Below are 18,860 nucleotides of genomic sequence, written 5' to 3'. Positions count from 1 at the left end.
GCTAGGACTACCACTATAAATTCATGACTAAATGATGTGTTTATTGGTCTGTACATAGTTTGGATTGTCATGATTAAATAATGCTAGTGGCTAGCCGTGAATCAACTTACATCACGTTGTTAGCTATAAGCAGACTCGTAATAATAGTATAAACTAAATAGCTACAACAACGACCTTAATCCATAAGGCTATTGATTGCTTCGCATAAATACACAATGATATTGCAACACAAATAAGCATTCCTATAATTGTTTGCACCAGCTATGATATATAGTAAAACGATCGGCCTCAGTTTTGTACTGTTAGATTTATAAGTTACTCGTTATGTATTAGCTATAAAGCTTTACAAGTGTAAAAATAATAATCAGAACCAATGGCATGCATCTACCGAAGCTTTAATACGCATATAAAAATACATATAAAAACAAGTTTGTATTAATCATAGTAAATTAGAGTGTATGCAGGCATATTGATATGCAAAATTGATAGATTATATGTGATAACTAATCGAATTTAACCTTAGCTACAAGAATAATATGGCTAGCAATTCTAAAGAATATAAGTTCCTGAGCATGTAGCATGCCGTTCAGCTGCTTATAACATAGTGCTGACGTATATAAGCTCTATCTAGTTAGTATTTACTTGCCATAAAGTAAACTGAGACCAACTATAGCGGTAGTGTCTGCAGCCGATGGATATACTTATTTTGCATTGGCTACAAGATTGATTACAGGCGTCTCACATAAACATTTAATATACACTAGCTCGTCAACATACAGAGATATTTCTAGATTGTAGGCAAATTTTATAATTTGCACACCAGCTATACCATTCCATATACGACTGAGCTTTTACTGCATCACAGCGAAACAAATGCCCAAGGTATGCGTAGTTTACACGGATACTGATTAATGCCGAGAGCTGAGCATGGCATAGATAAAGTTTAAGCTAGTGTATATCTGACAACTGTTACCTGGTTCACACTTATGATAAGACATACCATGTATTATAGATATTAGCAAAAAATAAGTACACTACAATAACAGATTGTCACGTATTAAGATAGTCGCGACCTAATTATGCAGATAGCTAATCTTGATCAGCTAGCACTTAGGGGTAGATCGGCTTTGCTCACTAAAGCGCCAATCACTACATAATTACTATTGATTTGCTTTATACCTTGCAGCGGTAAGCATGTAATATTGATTAAATGTTTAGAGTAGCTGATGTTTTCTTTAATAAAATCTAACAGATTTTGTACCGCTAGCAATCAACCATAACTCAGAATTGTTTAAATGCATAGCCATCTGGCACAGATGACAACATTCTGCACTAAAAGGTTTAATTTGCCACTTACAGGCTCGACGTCTGCAATCGCAACATAAATTTTACTATCATTACTAAGTGACACAAGTTGTCTTCTATAGGCTATTTAACTTACACACCATCATATTAGCAAGACCACTTTATTAGCGCAGCTAACAGCATTAATTAATGAGCCCGTAATGCGCTCACATTTAGGCGGTATCACTTTCTTAATGATGAGCTGCTGGTGATGCGGATGCAACTAAATTACCGTAAGCCATGCCTTCAATAGCGGTCGAATTAACACCGTCAAACATCCCTATAAGATACAAAAGCAGGTGTTTTTAAGTTTACCGTTGAGCAATACGGTGCTAGCACCGTATTGCTCATGATCTTAATCTAATCTTGCTGCTAACTAGATTAGACTATCTGCATATGAAATCTGGCAATGTAATTGAAGGCAACAGCCTCTCAATGGAAGCCGTTGCTGTTACTGTTGCCTTAAATAATGAAGAGTATAGAACGACTGATACGCTGTCATGTCGTGACACAATTGGGAGATGCACTCATACACACTTCAAAACTTAGTGTAAATCCGCAGCTTTCAAGAAAGCCACTATCTTAAGAGTACGACGTCAAAATATACAAAACTTTAAAAGGAAAAGTTGATTAGTAAAATTTGAGTAGCATCGTCAAAGTTGTTTGCAGGTCATGAGGTTGTGAGTTGCTGTACTAATTAGCCTAAGACTGAGATATTCAAGTTAAACACATTGGTGTAGCCCATAACGTTACCACTCTATTACAGACTTTACTGATGTTACCTGCTTAGTACACTGACGGTGTTGCTAAATCCGCTTGACATCCTTCAGGCAGCCTATCGAGGCTTAACAGAAGCGATTTACATATCATGAAGTGTTGTTTATACGGTCTATATAGTTTCCGCGCAATTCACTGAATGTGATTTCAAATCACATCGCGCACCCTATAATAGTAGCTATAGTGACGCCGTGCGTTTTAAACTACTCGCCCCTTGCTAAGAAAGTCGAATGGAGCCAAACTAGCCGTGCAATAAGTTTAACTTTTACAATTTCCTATAAAACCATAACTAAACTGCTCAGTTTGTACTCCCAATATAAAGCTCAATAAATAACGACGCAAGATAGCGTCCAAAGGAGTTTGCATGCTGGAAAAACTATTTCTGCTTAAAGCACACCGCACCAATGTGCGCACAGAGATTCTTGCAGGTCTCACAACCTTTCTGGCTATGGCATACATTCTGTTCGTAAACCCGAGCATACTCAGTGAGTCCGGCATGGACAAGGGCGCAGTATTTGTCGCGACCTGCCTAGCTGCCGCCATCGGTTCGACTATGATGGGTCTTATTGCTAACTACCCAATCGCACTAGCGCCAGGTATGGGTCTTAATGCATTTTTTACCTATACTGTAGTCTTGCACATGCATCATACCTGGCAGGTCGCGCTAGGCGCAGTATTTATTTCGGCGACATTGTTCTTCCTGCTGTCGATCTTTCATACCCGTGAGTGGATTATAAACAGTATCCCGCCGCCTCTGCGTTCAGCGATTGCTGCTGGTATTGGTCTATTCCTAGCGCTAATCGCCTTACACAATGCCGGTATTGTGGTTAGCAACCAAGCTACCATGATCGGCTTAGGTGACCTAAAACAGCCAGCAGCAATCCTTGCTGCTCTTGGCTTTGCGCTGATTGTTGCGCTGGAGGCCTTAGCTATACGCGGTGCTATACTAATCGGTATTCTAGCTATTACTATTACCTCAATAACCATGGGATTTACCGCATTCATTGGCGTGACTTCAATGCCACCGCCCCTAACCCCAACTTTCATGCAGTTGGATATAAGGGGGGCGCTTGATATCGGTATGATTAGCGTGATATTTGCCTTCCTATTTGTTGATCTATTCGACAACTCTGGCACACTAATCGGCGTGGCTCAACGTACTGATTTAATAAGTCAAGATGGTTATATACCAAAAATAAGCCGGGTACTAATCGCTGATAGTGCTGCAGCAATGGCTGGATCTCTCCTGGGCACTTCGACTACTACTAGCTACATTGAGTCTGCTGCAGGTGTAAGCGTTGGTGGGCGTACTGGTTTAACAGCTATTGTAGTTGCGATCTTGTTTTTATTGGCTCTGTTTTTTTCACCCCTAGCTGCCAGCATTCCAGCTTTCGCTTCAGCGCCGGCGTTGCTTTTTGTAGCAGTACTGATGACTTCTGGATTAGCTGAAATAGATTGGAATGATATTACTGTCGCGGCACCAGTAACGATTACTGCCTTAGCTATGCCATTCACTTACTCTATTGCTAACGGCATCGCCTTTGGTTTCATCGTCTGGACTACTACTAAGTTGCTTGCTGGTCGCTACTATGAGTTAAACTCAGCACTAGTTATCTTGTCAATTTTGTTTGTCATCAAGCTAGGTTGGTTCAACGCATAATTTTTTGAAGCAAAAGATATACAGGTAAATCGCAAGACAAGCTGATATGCTTGCGTAATTAACAGGTACTGTTCGATTAACTAAAACCATAAATCCTGAATTCGCTACGCGCAGAATTTCTGCGCGCCAGGGCGTTACGCCTCAGCTTATCATAATGCTGGTATTCTCCTAAAACGATAATGCATGTTAATCTTGATCGAAGAAGTGCTATATTTGATTGCTAGTTAATAGGCGCACCTAAGATCGCCAGCAAATCAGCACAAGCCAATGCTCCCTGTCAACACCAGGAATTGATACGCTAAATCAAACCAAGGGCATTCAAGCTATTTATCTTTATGGCACGCTCAATCATTGAACGCAGGTAGTACAGCACAAAACATAATGGCAAACTAAGTATTTGGTGGTGACAGTTAAAACATTATTCAACTACAAGCTAGTCATAACTATAATACAGCACAGTTAGACTGATAAGCGCACTGGTACCCATAAGACGCTATAAGGCAAAAAATCAGAATTACATCCAGTTACAATAACTGCTAATCTAATAAATTAATCATGCTAGTTCAGCGCACATAAGCAAATAAGCAAAAAATTTTATTTAAGCGCTATTTTGCTATTAGTGCAGCATCATGTATGAACATTTCTAATGCTATTACAAGCTTTACAGGTTCATCTCCATGATTATATATTTTGATAAGATCTTTAGAAGATCCAGTCAAAAAATGTATGCTCATGATATTCATCTAAACCATAACTACAGTAAATAGTTTTGGACATTTTACCAGCTTTTTTATAGATAAGTTTGCCTATTTAAGCGCATACCTTATTAGGTAGTGGCCTAATTTATAGGCTTAATTATTGTATCACACGATGCCCAACCACAAGAAATTCTATCTATTGCTCATGCATGAAGCTGAGCGTATCTAACTTTATATAATCAGTGGGTGTTTTAAAGAATACCCGTGATGCCTTACCATTGCCCCCCCAAAAAACTAAACACTAAACTTAACGCCATCATGCCTATTTATTCTTCGACGACTGAGATGTATCATGGTGTCATCAGTTACATCACTTGGCGTAAACGTTCTATATGGATGATATCTTAACTACCTCAAGCTGACAGATAGAAGTATCGCTGCCCATGATGAAAACGTAATATGCCCATCATCAGCAGTAGCTACAGCAAAGATTGATATAGCCAGGCCTCAACTATAACAGCACCCACATAATTACAATATAAAGTTGATATAAATAATCTTGGGTTGTCCTTGAGGCACAGGTATCATACAAAATGTTTATGAAATAACTTATAGTGCATTTGAACGTAAGAACCTGAAAGTAAGAAGCAGTGTAGCCTACAAAAAATATATGTGCTGATATAATTAAGTTATTATACAAATACAATACTGTATCTATTCAATAAACTGTAGCTATAACCATATTATCTCAGCTCAACTTCATAACATGTCACAATTATAAGCGGCTACTCGGTAGACTATTGGTCGCTTAGCTCTTAAAACAAGGTACGTACAGCATATAAACGTAAAAACTTTGTGTAAATAGATTCATTGGCTAGCATTTAAACTTGTATTAAAACTACTAAACTAATCTTTCCTGATGAAAGAAAATGAACAGTCTTGGCTGCACATGGCACAAGCACATGTACGGCTAAGACATTGCTATCTGCACTAAATATCATTGGTTATGCTAGTAATGCTGACTGTGACTTACTAACCTGCTATTAAATATTGAAATATCAACCATGCCAATGTTAATTACATTGGCTTTAGATAGATTGCTGTGCTATTCCAACCTCAATTTTAAATGCCTATGACTTGCAACTTTTCTACCAGTGGATTGATACCATTATGAGTCTTAATAAAAACAAGAATATTGTTTTGGCAACCTTTGCATATCAAACTAATAAACAGTTTTAACTTACGCTTCTTGTCTAACGGCATCATTTATTGCCTGATAATAATGGCGGCAACATTACAGGAGCACAATTCAATATTTAGATGGTTAGTAGTCATGTGCTTAAACAGCTAATTGAATATCAATACGTTCTAGTAGGATAATTTAATTAAACAGCTAGACGTAACAACCAGCATATCGATACCATTGTCTAGTTTCATGATCTGCTAGTTATGCTCACATCTGCTATAAACCATCTATACATTTTATAGCAGGTTATAACGCATCAGGCAACGTTATTATGAATCTGTCTGGCTAACACAAGTTAAATAACTTACGTGCGCACTTAGTGTTTAAGGGCTAGCAGCTAATCTTGTTAAGAGTGTACAGCAATGGCTTGATTGAACTAAGCATAGTTAAGCCATCTTATTTACCATAAGATCAATTTAGTACATAGTCTTCATGCGTTGCATGCTTAATGTATGTCTGACTTGGGTTTTCGCCACTGAGGCAGACTAATCAATAGTACTGCGCTAATGATAACTAACATCGCCAATACTTCTTCCATGCCGATTGTCTCGCCTACAAATATAATCCCCAATAATACAGCGGCAGCTGGATTAATATAAGCATAGCTAGTTGCTGCCGCTAGACGCACGTGCTTAAGCAGATACATATACGCATTAAATGCTATGATTGAACCAAACACGATTAGGTAGGCTAACGCAAACCAACCTTCAATGGGCGGCATTGCGTACAAGCGCTCACCGGTCAGCGCGCTACCAGCTAATAGCAATGCGCTAGCGATTATCATTTCCAAGGCACTAGCCATAGCACCAGCAGGCAGTGGCAAGTGTTTGCTCCACACTGAACCAAATGCCCATGCTGCGGCAGCAAACACTAACAACAGCGCACCAGTCTGACTTGACTGCAAGTTGGAGCCTATATTAAGCATAACTATACCGATAATCCCCAGCACTACTCCAGCCCACTCTAGACGCGTATTACGCGCCCCCCAGAAATAGCCAAACAATAGGGTAAATAACGGTACAGTAGCTACCGCTAGTGCAGCAACACCAGAAGCGACGCCAATGTATTCAGCCACTGTCACCGCGCCATTACCAAAGGTAAGCAACAAAATGCCAATTTTAGCTGCAGCCTTCCACTGCAACCACGTCGGCGTGGGCGCCCCACGCCAGCGCAAAAAACTATACATTGCTAAGCCAGCCACTAAAAAACGAATCCCGGCAAGCATTAACGGTGGCCAATATTCAACACCAATTCGAATGGCTAGATAAGTAGAACCCCAGATTACATACAGTGAAAAAAAAGCGGCGATCAGCGACGCTGGAAAGCGATGTAGGCCAAGCATTAGGTAGCTCTACTGAAAAAACGAGAGATTCATTTTAGAAAAACAGAACACTAAACGTAAGTGACGCAACCTGTTTAAATAGCCCGTACACTTTTCAAAATATGATCTTTAAATCTATAAACCATGTATTGCGATAGCAGAGCTCTATTCATAATTTTCATTATGAATAGATAAGTATGGCAGCTTACCTTGCGGTATCCTTACATAAAATGTCCACGTTTTTACACTAAACTGAGACTAGCCAAGTACATTTCTCAGGGCATGCTACAGTAAAGCATGTCATTAAAAACCAGCGAAACACCAATCAAGTATAAGATCAAGGCAGATCTGTCCACGCTCAAACTTATCAATCCAATATAAAACCAAACTACGATGGACAAATAAATACGGATATAAAGTGTCCTACGCAATGGCTGAGATCTTCCAGAAATAACTAAATACACATAGTGACGGGACAACTCTGCATAATTATGCAGGCAGCGGTTGGCTAAACGCCTGAGCTAAAGAATTATATTAATCAAATAGCGAAATTTTAGTTTTACAAGACTTAGATTATTCTATAGTATGCAATCTTATTGCTGATATCATTAAGACAACAAGTAAATAATATTTTTAGCAATCAATTGGTATCATTGACAAATCTGCTCGCTATAATTAGCCATACAGTTGTGCTAGCATAGCATTTGCGCTAGATTTAAAGCTAGCGATATTTTTTCGAAACACTTATGTATCTTAGTTTTGAGCATCTTCCGCAAAGTACACAGCAGGTGTCAAAAAATTTCACATAAACCATAGGTGTGCAGACAATTTTTTTATAGGCTAGCGCAATACAGATTAGGCCAAGTCAATCCTCCCAAAACCTTTAGTCAAGCACGGTATTATACGTACTGCAGTAATGCAGTAGTAATGCAGTACTGGCGAAGTCATTAGCTTTGGTCGTGATGTACTCGGCCGACAGTGCACTGTATGGTATCAAGTTAAAGATACTAATAAATGTTTAATGAGACTCAGCATACGTAATAAAATAGCATTTATCAAGCTTAAATAGCAGCCCGTAATCTGACTGCATACAAGGATGACTACAATAATTTTAGTGGCTCTGCAGTAACTGCTCTGGGTAATGTCAGTGGCCTCTAAAACTGATGATTACTATAAACCCAAAACTTATTTTTAGCTATATCTAAAAATCTATTTAAGCAGTAGCGCGCCTTCAATCGGCACATAGCGACTAGCAGCGCGTACTAGTGAGCTAGCCGTTAGCCCAGGTACTCCATAGGCAACAGCTTCAACTCCGTGCTTATAGGTGATACGTTCGAGAAGCATGTTAAAATCACCGTCACCAGAGGCCAGTACGACTTCGTCGACGTGGTCGATGGTATCCATGATATCGAGGGTAATACCTACATCCCAATCACCCTTAGCAGAACCATCAGCACGCTGGATATAAGGCTTGAGTTTGACCATAAAACCCAGGTTACGCAGGATCTGCTGGAATTGCTGTTGCTTACTATCGCCCCTGTCAATAGCATACGCATATGCCTCGACAATTTGCCCACGCATACTGATATCAGCCCACAAAGCAGCATAGTTAAAGTGGCAGCCATAAGCCTGACGCACGGTGTAGTAAAGGTTTTGTACATCAGCAAACACCGCAATTTTCTTCACTGCACTTCCTCGTGATAACCGGGCACTAACACCAGAAAACACCAATATGCTAGACACGGAAACGTTTCTAAGCCAATTAATCTTTGGCAATAAAGCATTGTAGTTATAGCTGATCAGATGAAGGTGATTGTCCTCGCTATTTAAGAAGAAAAAAATCATAGCAATAGTCGTTATAAAAACCATTAATAGAATTATTGCTGTTCAAGCTATTATTGCTGGCAAGATTGTAGTCCTAATCGCTTATAGTTACTGCTGTCAATAACTAGTTAGTGACGATTTTTTACGAATAATTTTTCACTACTTGTATCTGTTGCTGGTTACAATTGCACAGTCTGCTAAGACTTTAGTTGAATTACACCATCAGACAATACCCTTATAAAGTAAGTCAGAGCGCTTTACGTGGACCGTCACATCACAAAAAATTGCCATTATCTACACAGTGGTCTGGAAATAGTTTGTTGTAACTTGTCCTGTAATTAGTAAATATGCTGCCCGTTCTGAGCGTCTAAGCTCTTAATCGTGTGTTCCTGCTGCTCGCTTAAGCTGTGAACTATCTAGTAGAACTGAATACATTTTGGCTTATTAAGGCCCTAAAAAGTCTTTTGATCAGGGTTTGTTCTTCGCTGCTCATAGCGACTTTACAAAATTATTTTTAGAACAACAAGGTCGCCTTATGATCAGGATGGCCACTCACTAAATTATAAAACTACTATAAAACGCGTTAATAGTTTTTATACAAAGTTTACATTTGTGTACCTATCGTCATAATCAGCTAGATTATTAGCCTTGCTTTTAGCCTGTGATGAACTTAATGAATCCATTAGATATATTACGCGACTCTTTCCGTTTTACCCAACTAAACTTGGGTGCCATTATCCAGCTGTGCCTACCACTAGTCATCCCAGAAGCCCTTCTGCAACAAGTGCTCAACCACATTCTAGGCCAGGATGCTTTCCCAGGCTACAACGTGGTGGCAGGACTGTTAGTGTACCCATTATACACTGGCGCATTAATTATGTTTCTAGATGCGCGCACTCATGGCAAGTCACCAAACACTAAAGATATATGGACAATTGCACTAAACTTGTGGCCGCGTTTCGCTCTGCTTACCGCTATTAGCACATTGCTGATCCTGTTAGGCTTGTCGCTGTATGTTCTACCAGGCCTGTGTCTAATGGTTATACTGGCATTTGCCGAGTACCTGCTAGTATTACGCAGTATGTCGGTACTAGAAGCGATGAAAGAAAGTGTCCGCCTAACTCATAGGCGATTCTGGCTAATTCTAGTGTGCCTATTATGCGTCATGACACCGTTATGGCTGCTGAAGGGAGCTAGCGAAGTTACGTATCCCAACCCTACGTTGTTACTTGGAGTTCTGATCGACAGCACCTACAGCTTCTTGCAACTATTTGCTAGCGTAGTGTTATTCCGTTTATTTATGCTAATTGACGACGATGCATAATACATGGTAATATGCGCTCCGTGCTACTTTTAATGCACAATACTATCAGCCAAACCAATGACTCGTTTATTGCGTATTAACTCTTGACTATCTTGATTATAACCGATTTATTTACAGCTAGAATCTATAGCATAACAACATAATCTGGCGCCCTACCGATATAAAAATCCTCATATCGTGATAAGCGTTAGCTATAACCCACATATTTTCTGTATAACTATCCTTACTTAAACAATACTAGTTGGCTTAGTTGGCTAGCCATTCAATGCCAATCTGGATGACGATACACTTTGACTTAGAACGTTAAAGAAACAGGCAAAACTATGGCGGAGACCACCAAGAATATTAATGGTATGCCATCATTTGCTCACTATGGGAAATGTTAAATTACTGCCACTGAAGATTCCTGCGTCTTAGATACTGACAAACGCGAATAGTAATCGTCGAATGGTAAATAATGTCTATTATTAGACAAATATTTGGTAATGCAGCATAAGCAATACTAAATCCAGCATGGTTAATAGCGAGCACAAGTTTCCCTCAGTTTACAACTAGCCGCTTAAGGATTCAATTAATTTATAACTAGCCATCTTGAATACGCTCAGTTCAGAGTTTTACCGCTAACGCTTCAGCAGGTATAGACTGTACAAAGAAATGGATGGTGACCAATTGCCCCCTTAAGTTTTTTGTCCTAACTCAACGTTTGTGACATTGACTAATTTTGTATTATCTTGTAAACTATGCGCCAAACAACTGAAGATAGGTTCAACCATGCTCGGTTGGTTATTGCAGCTAACCTTATTAGGTTAGCTGAATAGACTGTTCTCTAAGCGGCGATTTTTAGCAATTATACTAGCTAGCTTTCTGATAGAAAGTCACAAAGATTGTGTTAAAAGCATTACTTGCGCAATTTTCATTCTTTATAAATAATATGTCGCAATAGTTACGATAAAGTTATGCTTAATGAACAAGCCTGACCAATACGACCTAAGTATTTTGGCGGAGCCGCAGTGCTCATGTCGCATTAAGCAGTTAGAAAAAAAGAATACATCGCACGGCAGATTGCCATGCCTAATCGTAAGATGCTAGGCCTTAACCTTGCAGTATATGTGCTAATTGGCACAAACATGTATACATTTGAAATTTTTTTGCAAATTTCGAAGCGACGATCCACATAATACTGCAGGTAGTTATAGTGCAGTTTAGTAACATAGGTGGATGCAAACTATTAGTTGCGTTGAAAGCAGTAGTACAAGATATAGATCACTACTAAAATTACTGCTGGAGCATTTAACTCTCATTGACGGTGCAACTAACGTAAGATCGAGCTTTGTGTTAAATCAGGTTCTGGATAGCACTGAATTACCATTAACACACCTAATGACTTGAATTAGCTAACTATAAATAATAGTACTGCAGATAAACTATCCAACACATTAACCGCATTACAATTTAAAGTTCGTATTGTATCTGTAGCATTATATCTTATTTTTTCCAGGTGCCCTTGCCCTATTGGATCAACATTGAACTCAACTAACTTATGCCCTGTTTAAAGAATGGATAATAATCACCTTAATCATCTCTATCGATTGTATTATTTAGGACCTAATGAAGCAATCTAAGGTCATGCTTTTGATTTACTTATTTTTGTTTTTTTCGTGCCCAGTCTGAAGCATAGCTACGCATATTATTACGAGCATAATGAGCAGTCTCATCGAGCTTAGAACACCTTATGAGCGCACCAGCAATTCTTTTCAGTCACCTTGCGCTTCTAATGAGCCATCAAATTAACCAAACAATAATTATTTCTCATACCAAACGCACCGTTGCTGTTATGCGTCGTACCTGAATAGGTATACCTTTCACAAATCACCAGATCAAGCCAATGCATATATACACTTTTGTAAAACTACACAAGCGTATTATAGCTTACAGCTATTTTGTAGCAGCATAAATGCTGCTACAAGGTTATATTATCGTTGAAAATCACACCATTATGAAAGTGTTTTAGTTGCTATTCAGAAGGCTAGCCTGAGACCTTTACTCAGCAGAGTCTAGCTGGCTTATACTTGAAATCTACGTTACACTCACCTATAACTAGTGATCGACAGTCAATAGCAACATGGTAACTTCTCTATACCTGGTCTAGATGTCTAGATGGACTACCGAGTAGACGGTAGGTGGTACCAATACACTCCTTGAGTGTCACTTGTCAGCGTTTAACGCTGAACCATGCATAAATATCTAACAGCTTACTGAACAGAATTAACTTTGGCTCGATTGGTAGCACCTTCAAGACATGTTGAATGGCTAACTACATTAGTTTACGTCAAGGCAGCATGAATTATGGCAAGCTAAACAACACATGAAAAAAGTATTTTTTGTAGATTATGATGGCTAATGCTAATCGCCTGACCGCTAAATAAGCCATCCGCATCAATTAGTGGAAAAGCGGTTGATCGGACATATGCTACTTGCGCGAATGCAATAAATTGAGTTCAGTGCGCAGCAAGTTAATAAATGCAATGCCGATATTTAAGTCTAACTTATCGCACAGATCATAGAAACCAGCCGTCTAATCCTAATAGTGTTCTATGCCTAAAGCCACAGTACACAGTACATGGAATAATCTAATTAATAGCTATTCCTTAATCATAAATATAACTCTACATTATATTTATGATAGATAAAATATACGAACCGTTGATGTAATCAATTATCTTAATTTGCGTTGGACGGTCTGACGCTTGATGAAGGCTGAATAATAGCTATATAGAAAAAGTAAAATTCACCTCAATCGATAGCCACGTAAAAGCATTTAGTGATAGACTACGTACTATGAATAAATAATAGCTCTCGTATCATTGTCTTTTTTTGACTCTACAGATGCTAACCACTTGATAGTGCCAGCAATGAAGATCGATACTGAAACAGTACTTATCTAAAAGCTTCCATAGGAGGTTACAGTAATCATCGCTTTGACTAAATAGAATACTCTGTTGCATCAGCGATTTCCGATTGCCATACAACAAATTAGTGATTACCCAGACTCACATACGCCTATTAAAGGCTGACCTACATGATTGATGACTACCACTAGATAGTGGATACCGAACCGCTAATAGCAACACAATACCGACCATGTTCGCTAGGTATATGGCCTATTTATCATTAATAATATCCAGAAAGTCACGCACTGCAGCTCTAGATTGCAATGATTTTCCTAGGATTTCAGCTTTAGAGAACATCATTCATGTCGCGCTCTACAACCTTGTTTGCCAATGCCCAGAAACATATTCCTGGCGGTGTGAACTCCCCAGTGCGTGCATTTAAGAGCGTCGGTGGCACACCACTATTCTTTAAGCATGCCGAAGGCGCCTACATCACTGATGAAGATGACAAACGCTACGTAGATTATGTAGGTTCATGGGGCCAGATGATTCTCGGTCACAGTCACCCAAACGTATTGGATGCCGTGCGCCAGCAGTTACAGCACGGCTTATCTTATGGTGCGCCAACAGCTATAGAAACTGAGATGGCTGACATACTGTGCTCGATTGTTCCGTCAATGGAAATGGTACGAATGGTTAGTTCTGGCACCGAAGCAACTATGAGTGCGATTCGTTTAGCCCGTGGCTTCACTGGCCGTGACAACATAATTAAGTTCGAAGGTTGTTACCACGGCCACTCTGATAGCCTGCTAGTAAAAACTGGTTCAAGTGCCATGACCATTGGCATGCCTAATTCAGCCGGTGTACCACGAGCATTTGCTAAACATACCTTAAACCTACCGTTTAACGACATTACCTTTGTCAAGCAGATATTAAACGAGGTTAACCAAAATATAGCATGCATCATCGTCGAGCCAGTGGCAGGCAACATGAACTGCGTTCCACCGATACCTGGCTTCCTTGAAGGTTTGCGTGAGCAGTGTGATAAGTACGGCATAGTGCTAATTTTTGACGAAGTAATGACCGGTTTTCGTGTCGCTCTCGGCGGCGCTCAAGCATACTATAGCGTAATGCCGGACCTAAGCACTTTCGGCAAGATCATAGGTGGCGGTATGCCAGTCGGATGCTTTGGCGGCAAGCGCGAGATCATGCAGCAAATCGCACCACTTGGACCTGTATACCAGGCAGGTACCTTATCAGGAAACCCTCTAGCTATGGCCGCTGGCCTGACCACCATATGTTTACTTAACCAACCTGGCTTTTATGGTGAGCTAACCAATTACACTATGAACTTGCTAGACGGCCTACAGCAACGTGCCGACACTGCCGGTATCCCCTTCATAACTACACAAGCTGGTGGTATGTTTGGCCTTTACTTCAGCGATGCTGACAAAATCAGCAATTTCAATGACGTGATGGACAGTAATCTCAACCTATTTAAACGATTTTTCCACCTAATGTTAGAAGATGGCGTTTACTTAGCACCTAGCGCCTTTGAGGCTAGTTTCACTTCAATCGCACATGGCAGTACAGAGTTAAAATTAACCCTCAATGCTGCTGAGCGCGCTTTCAAAGCTCTGAATAAGCAAGCAGCACCATAATATTATCTTGAGTAAAGTCAATATTTGCTACTTTGCTTGTAGCAATTTCCTTAATTTTTTTTGCGATAAATCACCTCTAATTTTGCAAATCACTTACCTGCGTAGCAAAAAACTAGTAAATACCTATGCACACAAGAGTATACGCACATAATCATGCGTGCTTGTTTAGACCTATCGATAGTCTGCATACCATGTTATAAATAAGCGCGATTTCTATAAATGCCACTAGGCAGTACCCTGAATTTTGAGTTACCTATTGCTCATTCTGACTCTACTAGTGTATGCCCAGGTAGGCGGTAACTTGTTGTTAATGTTATAGATAAATCATTGTGCTTTAAGATGTAGCTAGAAAGCTAGGCAAAAGCTTGAAACACATACTAAAACACAAGCTGTGTGGTATGTGGATGCACAAGCGTAGTACAAGCTTAGCTCCATATCTTTATACGGTAAAGGCGCACTGACCAGTAATATCCAGGAGTATATCATGTTGCAATAGCGGTAATTCATAGCGCTGAAAGCATCTAGACAAGACCGACAAGGTCAGTCAAATATATTAAGCATGGTGAACTAAAAATAGTAACCAACCATAGCACTTTGGCTGTATCTTCCAAAATCACATACAAAAATTTCAGAATGCTATTCTGACGCTCTAACCTTATTCAAATAACATGCACCGCAGATCAATAAAACAATCCCACGCAGAGCTTAAGAAGGTTTATACAGCTTACTTTTCAGGCATAGGTATCGGAGGAAATGGCATCACATTGCTCATGCTACATTTTTCACTGATTTTAGGCGTGCCCAGACGCTCTACTTCATCGATACGTATAATCGAATGCATGGGCACAAAACTGCGCACCACACCTTCAAACTGCGCCTTGAGTTTTTCTTCACCAGGATCCACAACTAAATGAGTGCGTTCACCAAAGATAAACCCTTCTACTTCCAGGAAACCCCACAGATCGCTTTGATAGATCTGTTTAGCATAGATTTCAAATACCTGGCCTTGGTTAAGGAAAATCACCTTGTAGATTTGAACTTCACGTTTAATCATGGTTGACGAATAGCGCATCGTGGATATAAAAAGGGCGCGAACTATAGCATGGCACTAGATGTACAAAGCTAGGAACCAATAGGCATATCCACTATACTGCTAAGTTACTTATCACTAATTAGCTATTTATATGGCCCAGCATTGCACATCAAAACTTAAGATTCTTAGATAAATAAATACAGCAGATCACGCCAGTTAATCTACTAAATGAACGCCAGGCCTAAGAAGTCATTGCTTATATAGAAGATTACAACGTAATTTAATTTAATATCTGCTCAATTCATAAGCGAACTAATGACCATATATCATCACAGTTAAATAAATAACACGAATTGAAAATAGTTAACCATGAAAATCGTGATCACTGTTAGTACTTTGTTGTTAACTACCAATGGCGTGCCAATTGGTATCGCGCAATCAAAATATTCGCGCTAATTACGAATAGCCTGCACACTGGACGCTTTTCTAATCCAGCTGAACTGATCCACATAGCAGCGTCTAATGGATAAGTAAGCGAACACTTTTGCTACAACACATCGCGCTATCTAGTTGCTTTTGACAACTTGATCAAGATCTATACCGAAGTGCTAGAACTAGTCACGCACCTGCGCTTACCAATGTAATCTTGCTCAGATCACATACAGCTAGCTGCACAGCTTAATTGCACTGCTTTAAGTAGGGCTGGCTAGGAATATCAATGAAGCTACACAAACTACTCATGTTAGTGCCTGGTTGTTTATATTAGCTTCAACTTTAATGACCAACGATCCCAAATAAGATCGATAAAATTTTCCAGCATGCAATGAAGCCTGTAGCTAACCCACCTATCAGCACGAAATCGGCCAACTTAGCGTACGCTGCGCTGAAGGCGATAAAACAGAACACCTCAAATCAGTAAGGTTTCAAGATCAACTGACACATGACAAATTTTATTAAACGCATTCTGGTGACTAAATACTTAAATAAAAGACCACGGCCGATTAGAAATCAGCACTGAGCACAACTAAATCATCAATTTCCAATGTGATGCTATAACACTGATTAGCTAATTATCTATTGCACGAATCATTGGTTAGTTACAATGCAATACTAGGAGAAGTAAAATTTATTATTCTTGAGAACTCATGTAATGCATATAAGTGCTTTCACCTACTGGTTACTGACGTTATTCTAACTTTAATCTCAACAACCAAAGGGCGACATAAGCAATCTTGAACGCCCACATAAAATCTCATAATTTCCATTGTAAGCCATCTGAGGCTTGCTATTTTACCAACTTGTGCAAACAGTTTAACGGGCACATGTGTTTGACTGAACAATGCTTAAATCTCAAGGTTCACAACCGCGGCAATCATTACAAGCTCATTGCTGGCCACCAGCACACCTTTTTTACAAAAAATCTGCTCTGCTGCCTTTACCGCACAACTAAGGCTAGTGAGTTATCGCTCAAGACCGTACGCCTGTACCTACAGCAGTTTACCTTAAAAAATTTAACTAGCAAACAGGTAACTAAAGTCAGCGTGAACCCATCTAAGAGCACTAACTCTGGGCCTGTGCAAAATGATCGCAAGACCCAAGAACGCACGAGGTATCAGCGTCATGCGCTCCATGCCTAAAAACGTAACCCAATACTTGCTGGTGCAGTGTATTTTTGAAGCCTACAAACGCTTAGAGCATCGCAAGAACGTACCTGCCAAGAATGTTTACTACGATGCTTGAACTAGATCTGCAGTTGGCCACAAACACGCCAGCTCCCAATAAGGAACAGTTCCATAAATGGTGCAGTATAGCCCTACGCCAGCGCATAGCTAGCTCAGAATTAACAATTCGCCTGGTAGACGAACTCGAAGGCCGTGCACTAAATCAAACTTGGCGTCAAAAGAATTACGCAACCAACGTGCTGTCCTTTCCAGCCGAAGTACCAGCTGAATTACTTGATATTCCATTACTAGGCGATCTAGTGATCTGTATCGAAGTAGTCATTCGTGAAGCAAAGGCACAAGACAAGGAACTTGAGGCTCATTGGGCACATATAGTCATCCATGGATGCTTACATCTTTTGGGTTATGACCATATAAATGATGACGAAGCCAGAGAAATGGAAGCACTAGAACAAAAATTACTTGCAGAGTTAGATTATCCAGACCCTTACACAGATGATAAAGCTTAAAAAATACTTAACTGTAATCAAAAAGGATTCAGAGTAAGCGCTATGAGCGAAGACCGATCGAGCAACGAACAGAAGTCATGGCTAGGTAAACTAACCCAAGTTTTTGCCCACGAGCCAAAAAACCGCCAGGAGCTGCTGGGACTGCTGCGCGAGGCCCATCAGAACAAGCTGCTAGACAGCGAAGCTCTAGCTATTGTCGAAGGCGCTATCCAGGTAGCAGATTTGCAGGTTAGAGATATTATGGTCCCGCGTTCGCAAATGATCAGCATCAAAGCTACTCAAACCCCACGGGAATTCCTTCCAGCCGTAATAGACTCGGCGCACTCGCGCTACCCGGTTACCAGTGAAAGCCATGACGATGTCATTGGTATCCTGCTAGCCAAAGACTTACTGCCGCTTATTCTGAAAGAAAACGGCGATAATGTTCGCATCAAGAATCTGCTGCGTCCAGCTACCTTCATACCTGAATCAAAGCGACTCAATGTGCTGCTGCGCGAATTCCGCGCTAACCACAATCACATGGCTATTGTGATCGATGAATACGGTGGTGTAGCAGGCCTTGTTACCATTGAAGATGTGCTAGAACAGATCGTCGGCGACATCGAAGACGAGCACGACGTAGAAGATGATAGCTACATCAAGCCACTGCCCAGTGGTGATTTCCTAGTCAAGGCGCTGACACCAATAGAAAACTTCAACGAATTCTTCGGTAGCGAATTCTCTGACAATGAATTCTACACTGTTGGCGGGCTAGTGATGAGTGCATTTGGGCACTTACCAAAACGTAATGAAACTACTGAAATTGGAGCTTATCGCTTTCGAATCTTAAATGCTGACAGCCGTCGAGTCCACTTGATTCGACTTACTCCGGTTGCCCTATAAGGACTGAT

At 40.1% G+C, this 18,860-nt stretch carries 9 protein-coding genes and 1 pseudogene; 7 read left to right on the top strand and 3 right to left on the bottom strand.

Going from position 1 to position 18,860, the window contains the following annotated elements:
* The first annotated feature begins 2,485 nt into the window (after window positions 1-2,485).
* Window positions 2,486-3,781: an NCS2 family permease gene (locus C3B55_RS01560; RefSeq protein ID WP_129210871.1), complete on the top strand. Its 1,296-nt coding sequence runs from the start codon at window positions 2,486-2,488 to the stop codon at window positions 3,779-3,781.
* A 2,389-nt stretch (window positions 3,782-6,170) separates the two neighbouring features.
* Here C3B55_RS01560 and yedA read toward each other — a convergent pair.
* Window positions 6,171-7,067 carry a drug/metabolite exporter YedA gene (gene yedA / locus C3B55_RS01555; protein WP_129210869.1) on the bottom strand — a complete coding sequence of 299 codons (897 nt, stop codon included), beginning with the start codon at window positions 7,065-7,067 and terminating at the stop codon, window positions 6,171-6,173.
* Between the two features lie 1,188 nt (window positions 7,068-8,255).
* Window positions 8,256-8,732, bottom strand: coding sequence for a LabA-like NYN domain-containing protein (locus C3B55_RS01550; protein WP_129211875.1), 477 nt, complete (start codon window positions 8,730-8,732; stop codon window positions 8,256-8,258).
* 811 nt (window positions 8,733-9,543) lie between these two features.
* Here C3B55_RS01550 and C3B55_RS01545 point away from each other — a divergent pair.
* From C3B55_RS01545 to hemL, 3 genes and pseudogenes are all read left to right on the top strand, one after another.
* Entirely contained in the window at window positions 9,544-10,194 is a 651-nt protein-coding gene (locus C3B55_RS01545) for a YciC family protein (RefSeq protein ID WP_129210867.1), read from the top strand.
* Window positions 10,195-11,157: 963 nt separating this feature from the next.
* Window positions 11,158-11,583 (top strand): annotated as a pseudogene (locus tag C3B55_RS04640) (Lrp/AsnC family transcriptional regulator).
* 1,864 nt (window positions 11,584-13,447) lie between these two features.
* A complete protein-coding gene (gene hemL, locus C3B55_RS01535; protein ID WP_129210865.1) occupies window positions 13,448-14,746 on the top strand; it encodes a glutamate-1-semialdehyde 2,1-aminomutase in 1,299 nt (432 codons plus the stop codon).
* Between the two features lie 724 nt (window positions 14,747-15,470).
* On the opposite strand, the gene C3B55_RS01530 is transcribed toward hemL, so the two are convergent.
* Window positions 15,471-15,800 (bottom strand): DUF1820 family protein, encoded by a 330-nt coding sequence (locus C3B55_RS01530; RefSeq protein WP_129210863.1) that lies wholly within the window; start codon window positions 15,798-15,800, stop codon window positions 15,471-15,473.
* A gap of 1,307 nt (window positions 15,801-17,107) precedes the next feature.
* Between C3B55_RS01530 and C3B55_RS01525 the strand changes: the two genes are divergently transcribed.
* From C3B55_RS01525 to C3B55_RS01515, 3 genes are all read left to right on the top strand, one after another.
* Window positions 17,108-17,416 (top strand): hypothetical protein, encoded by a 309-nt coding sequence (locus C3B55_RS01525; RefSeq protein ID WP_129210861.1) that lies wholly within the window; start codon window positions 17,108-17,110, stop codon window positions 17,414-17,416.
* A gap of 95 nt (window positions 17,417-17,511) precedes the next feature.
* The gene (gene ybeY / locus C3B55_RS01520) at window positions 17,512-17,970 is read left to right on the top strand and encodes an rRNA maturation RNase YbeY (protein WP_129210859.1); all 459 of its coding nucleotides are present in this window, start codon (window positions 17,512-17,514) and stop codon (window positions 17,968-17,970) included.
* Window positions 17,971-18,012: 42 nt separating this feature from the next.
* Entirely contained in the window at window positions 18,013-18,852 is an 840-nt protein-coding gene (locus C3B55_RS01515; protein ID WP_129210857.1) for an HlyC/CorC family transporter, read from the top strand.
* Window positions 18,853-18,860: the final 8 nt, after the last annotated feature.

This window comes from Candidatus Pseudomonas adelgestsugas (genome assembly GCF_004124255.1).
In the GTDB taxonomy this organism is placed as follows: Bacteria; Pseudomonadota; Gammaproteobacteria; order Pseudomonadales; family Pseudomonadaceae; genus Aquipseudomonas; species Aquipseudomonas adelgestsugas.
Note: the sequence above shows the minus strand (reverse complement) of the source record. Positions and strands in the feature narration are given on the sequence as shown.

Coding starts and splice junctions, on each gene's coding strand:
- C3B55_RS01560 (WP_129210871.1), top strand. CDS start 2,486: ATGCTGGAAAAACTATTTCTGCTTAAAGCACACCGCACCAATGTGCGC.
- yedA (WP_129210869.1), bottom strand. CDS start 7,067: ATGCTTGGCCTACATCGCTTTCCAGCGTCGCTGATCGCCGCTTTTTTT.
- C3B55_RS01545 (WP_129210867.1), top strand. CDS start 9,544: ATGAATCCATTAGATATATTACGCGACTCTTTCCGTTTTACCCAACTA.
- hemL (WP_129210865.1), top strand. CDS start 13,448: ATGTCGCGCTCTACAACCTTGTTTGCCAATGCCCAGAAACATATTCCT.
- C3B55_RS01530 (WP_129210863.1), bottom strand. CDS start 15,800: ATGATTAAACGTGAAGTTCAAATCTACAAGGTGATTTTCCTTAACCAA.
- ybeY (WP_129210859.1), top strand. CDS start 17,512: ATGCTTGAACTAGATCTGCAGTTGGCCACAAACACGCCAGCTCCCAAT.
- C3B55_RS01515 (WP_129210857.1), top strand. CDS start 18,013: ATGAGCGAAGACCGATCGAGCAACGAACAGAAGTCATGGCTAGGTAAA.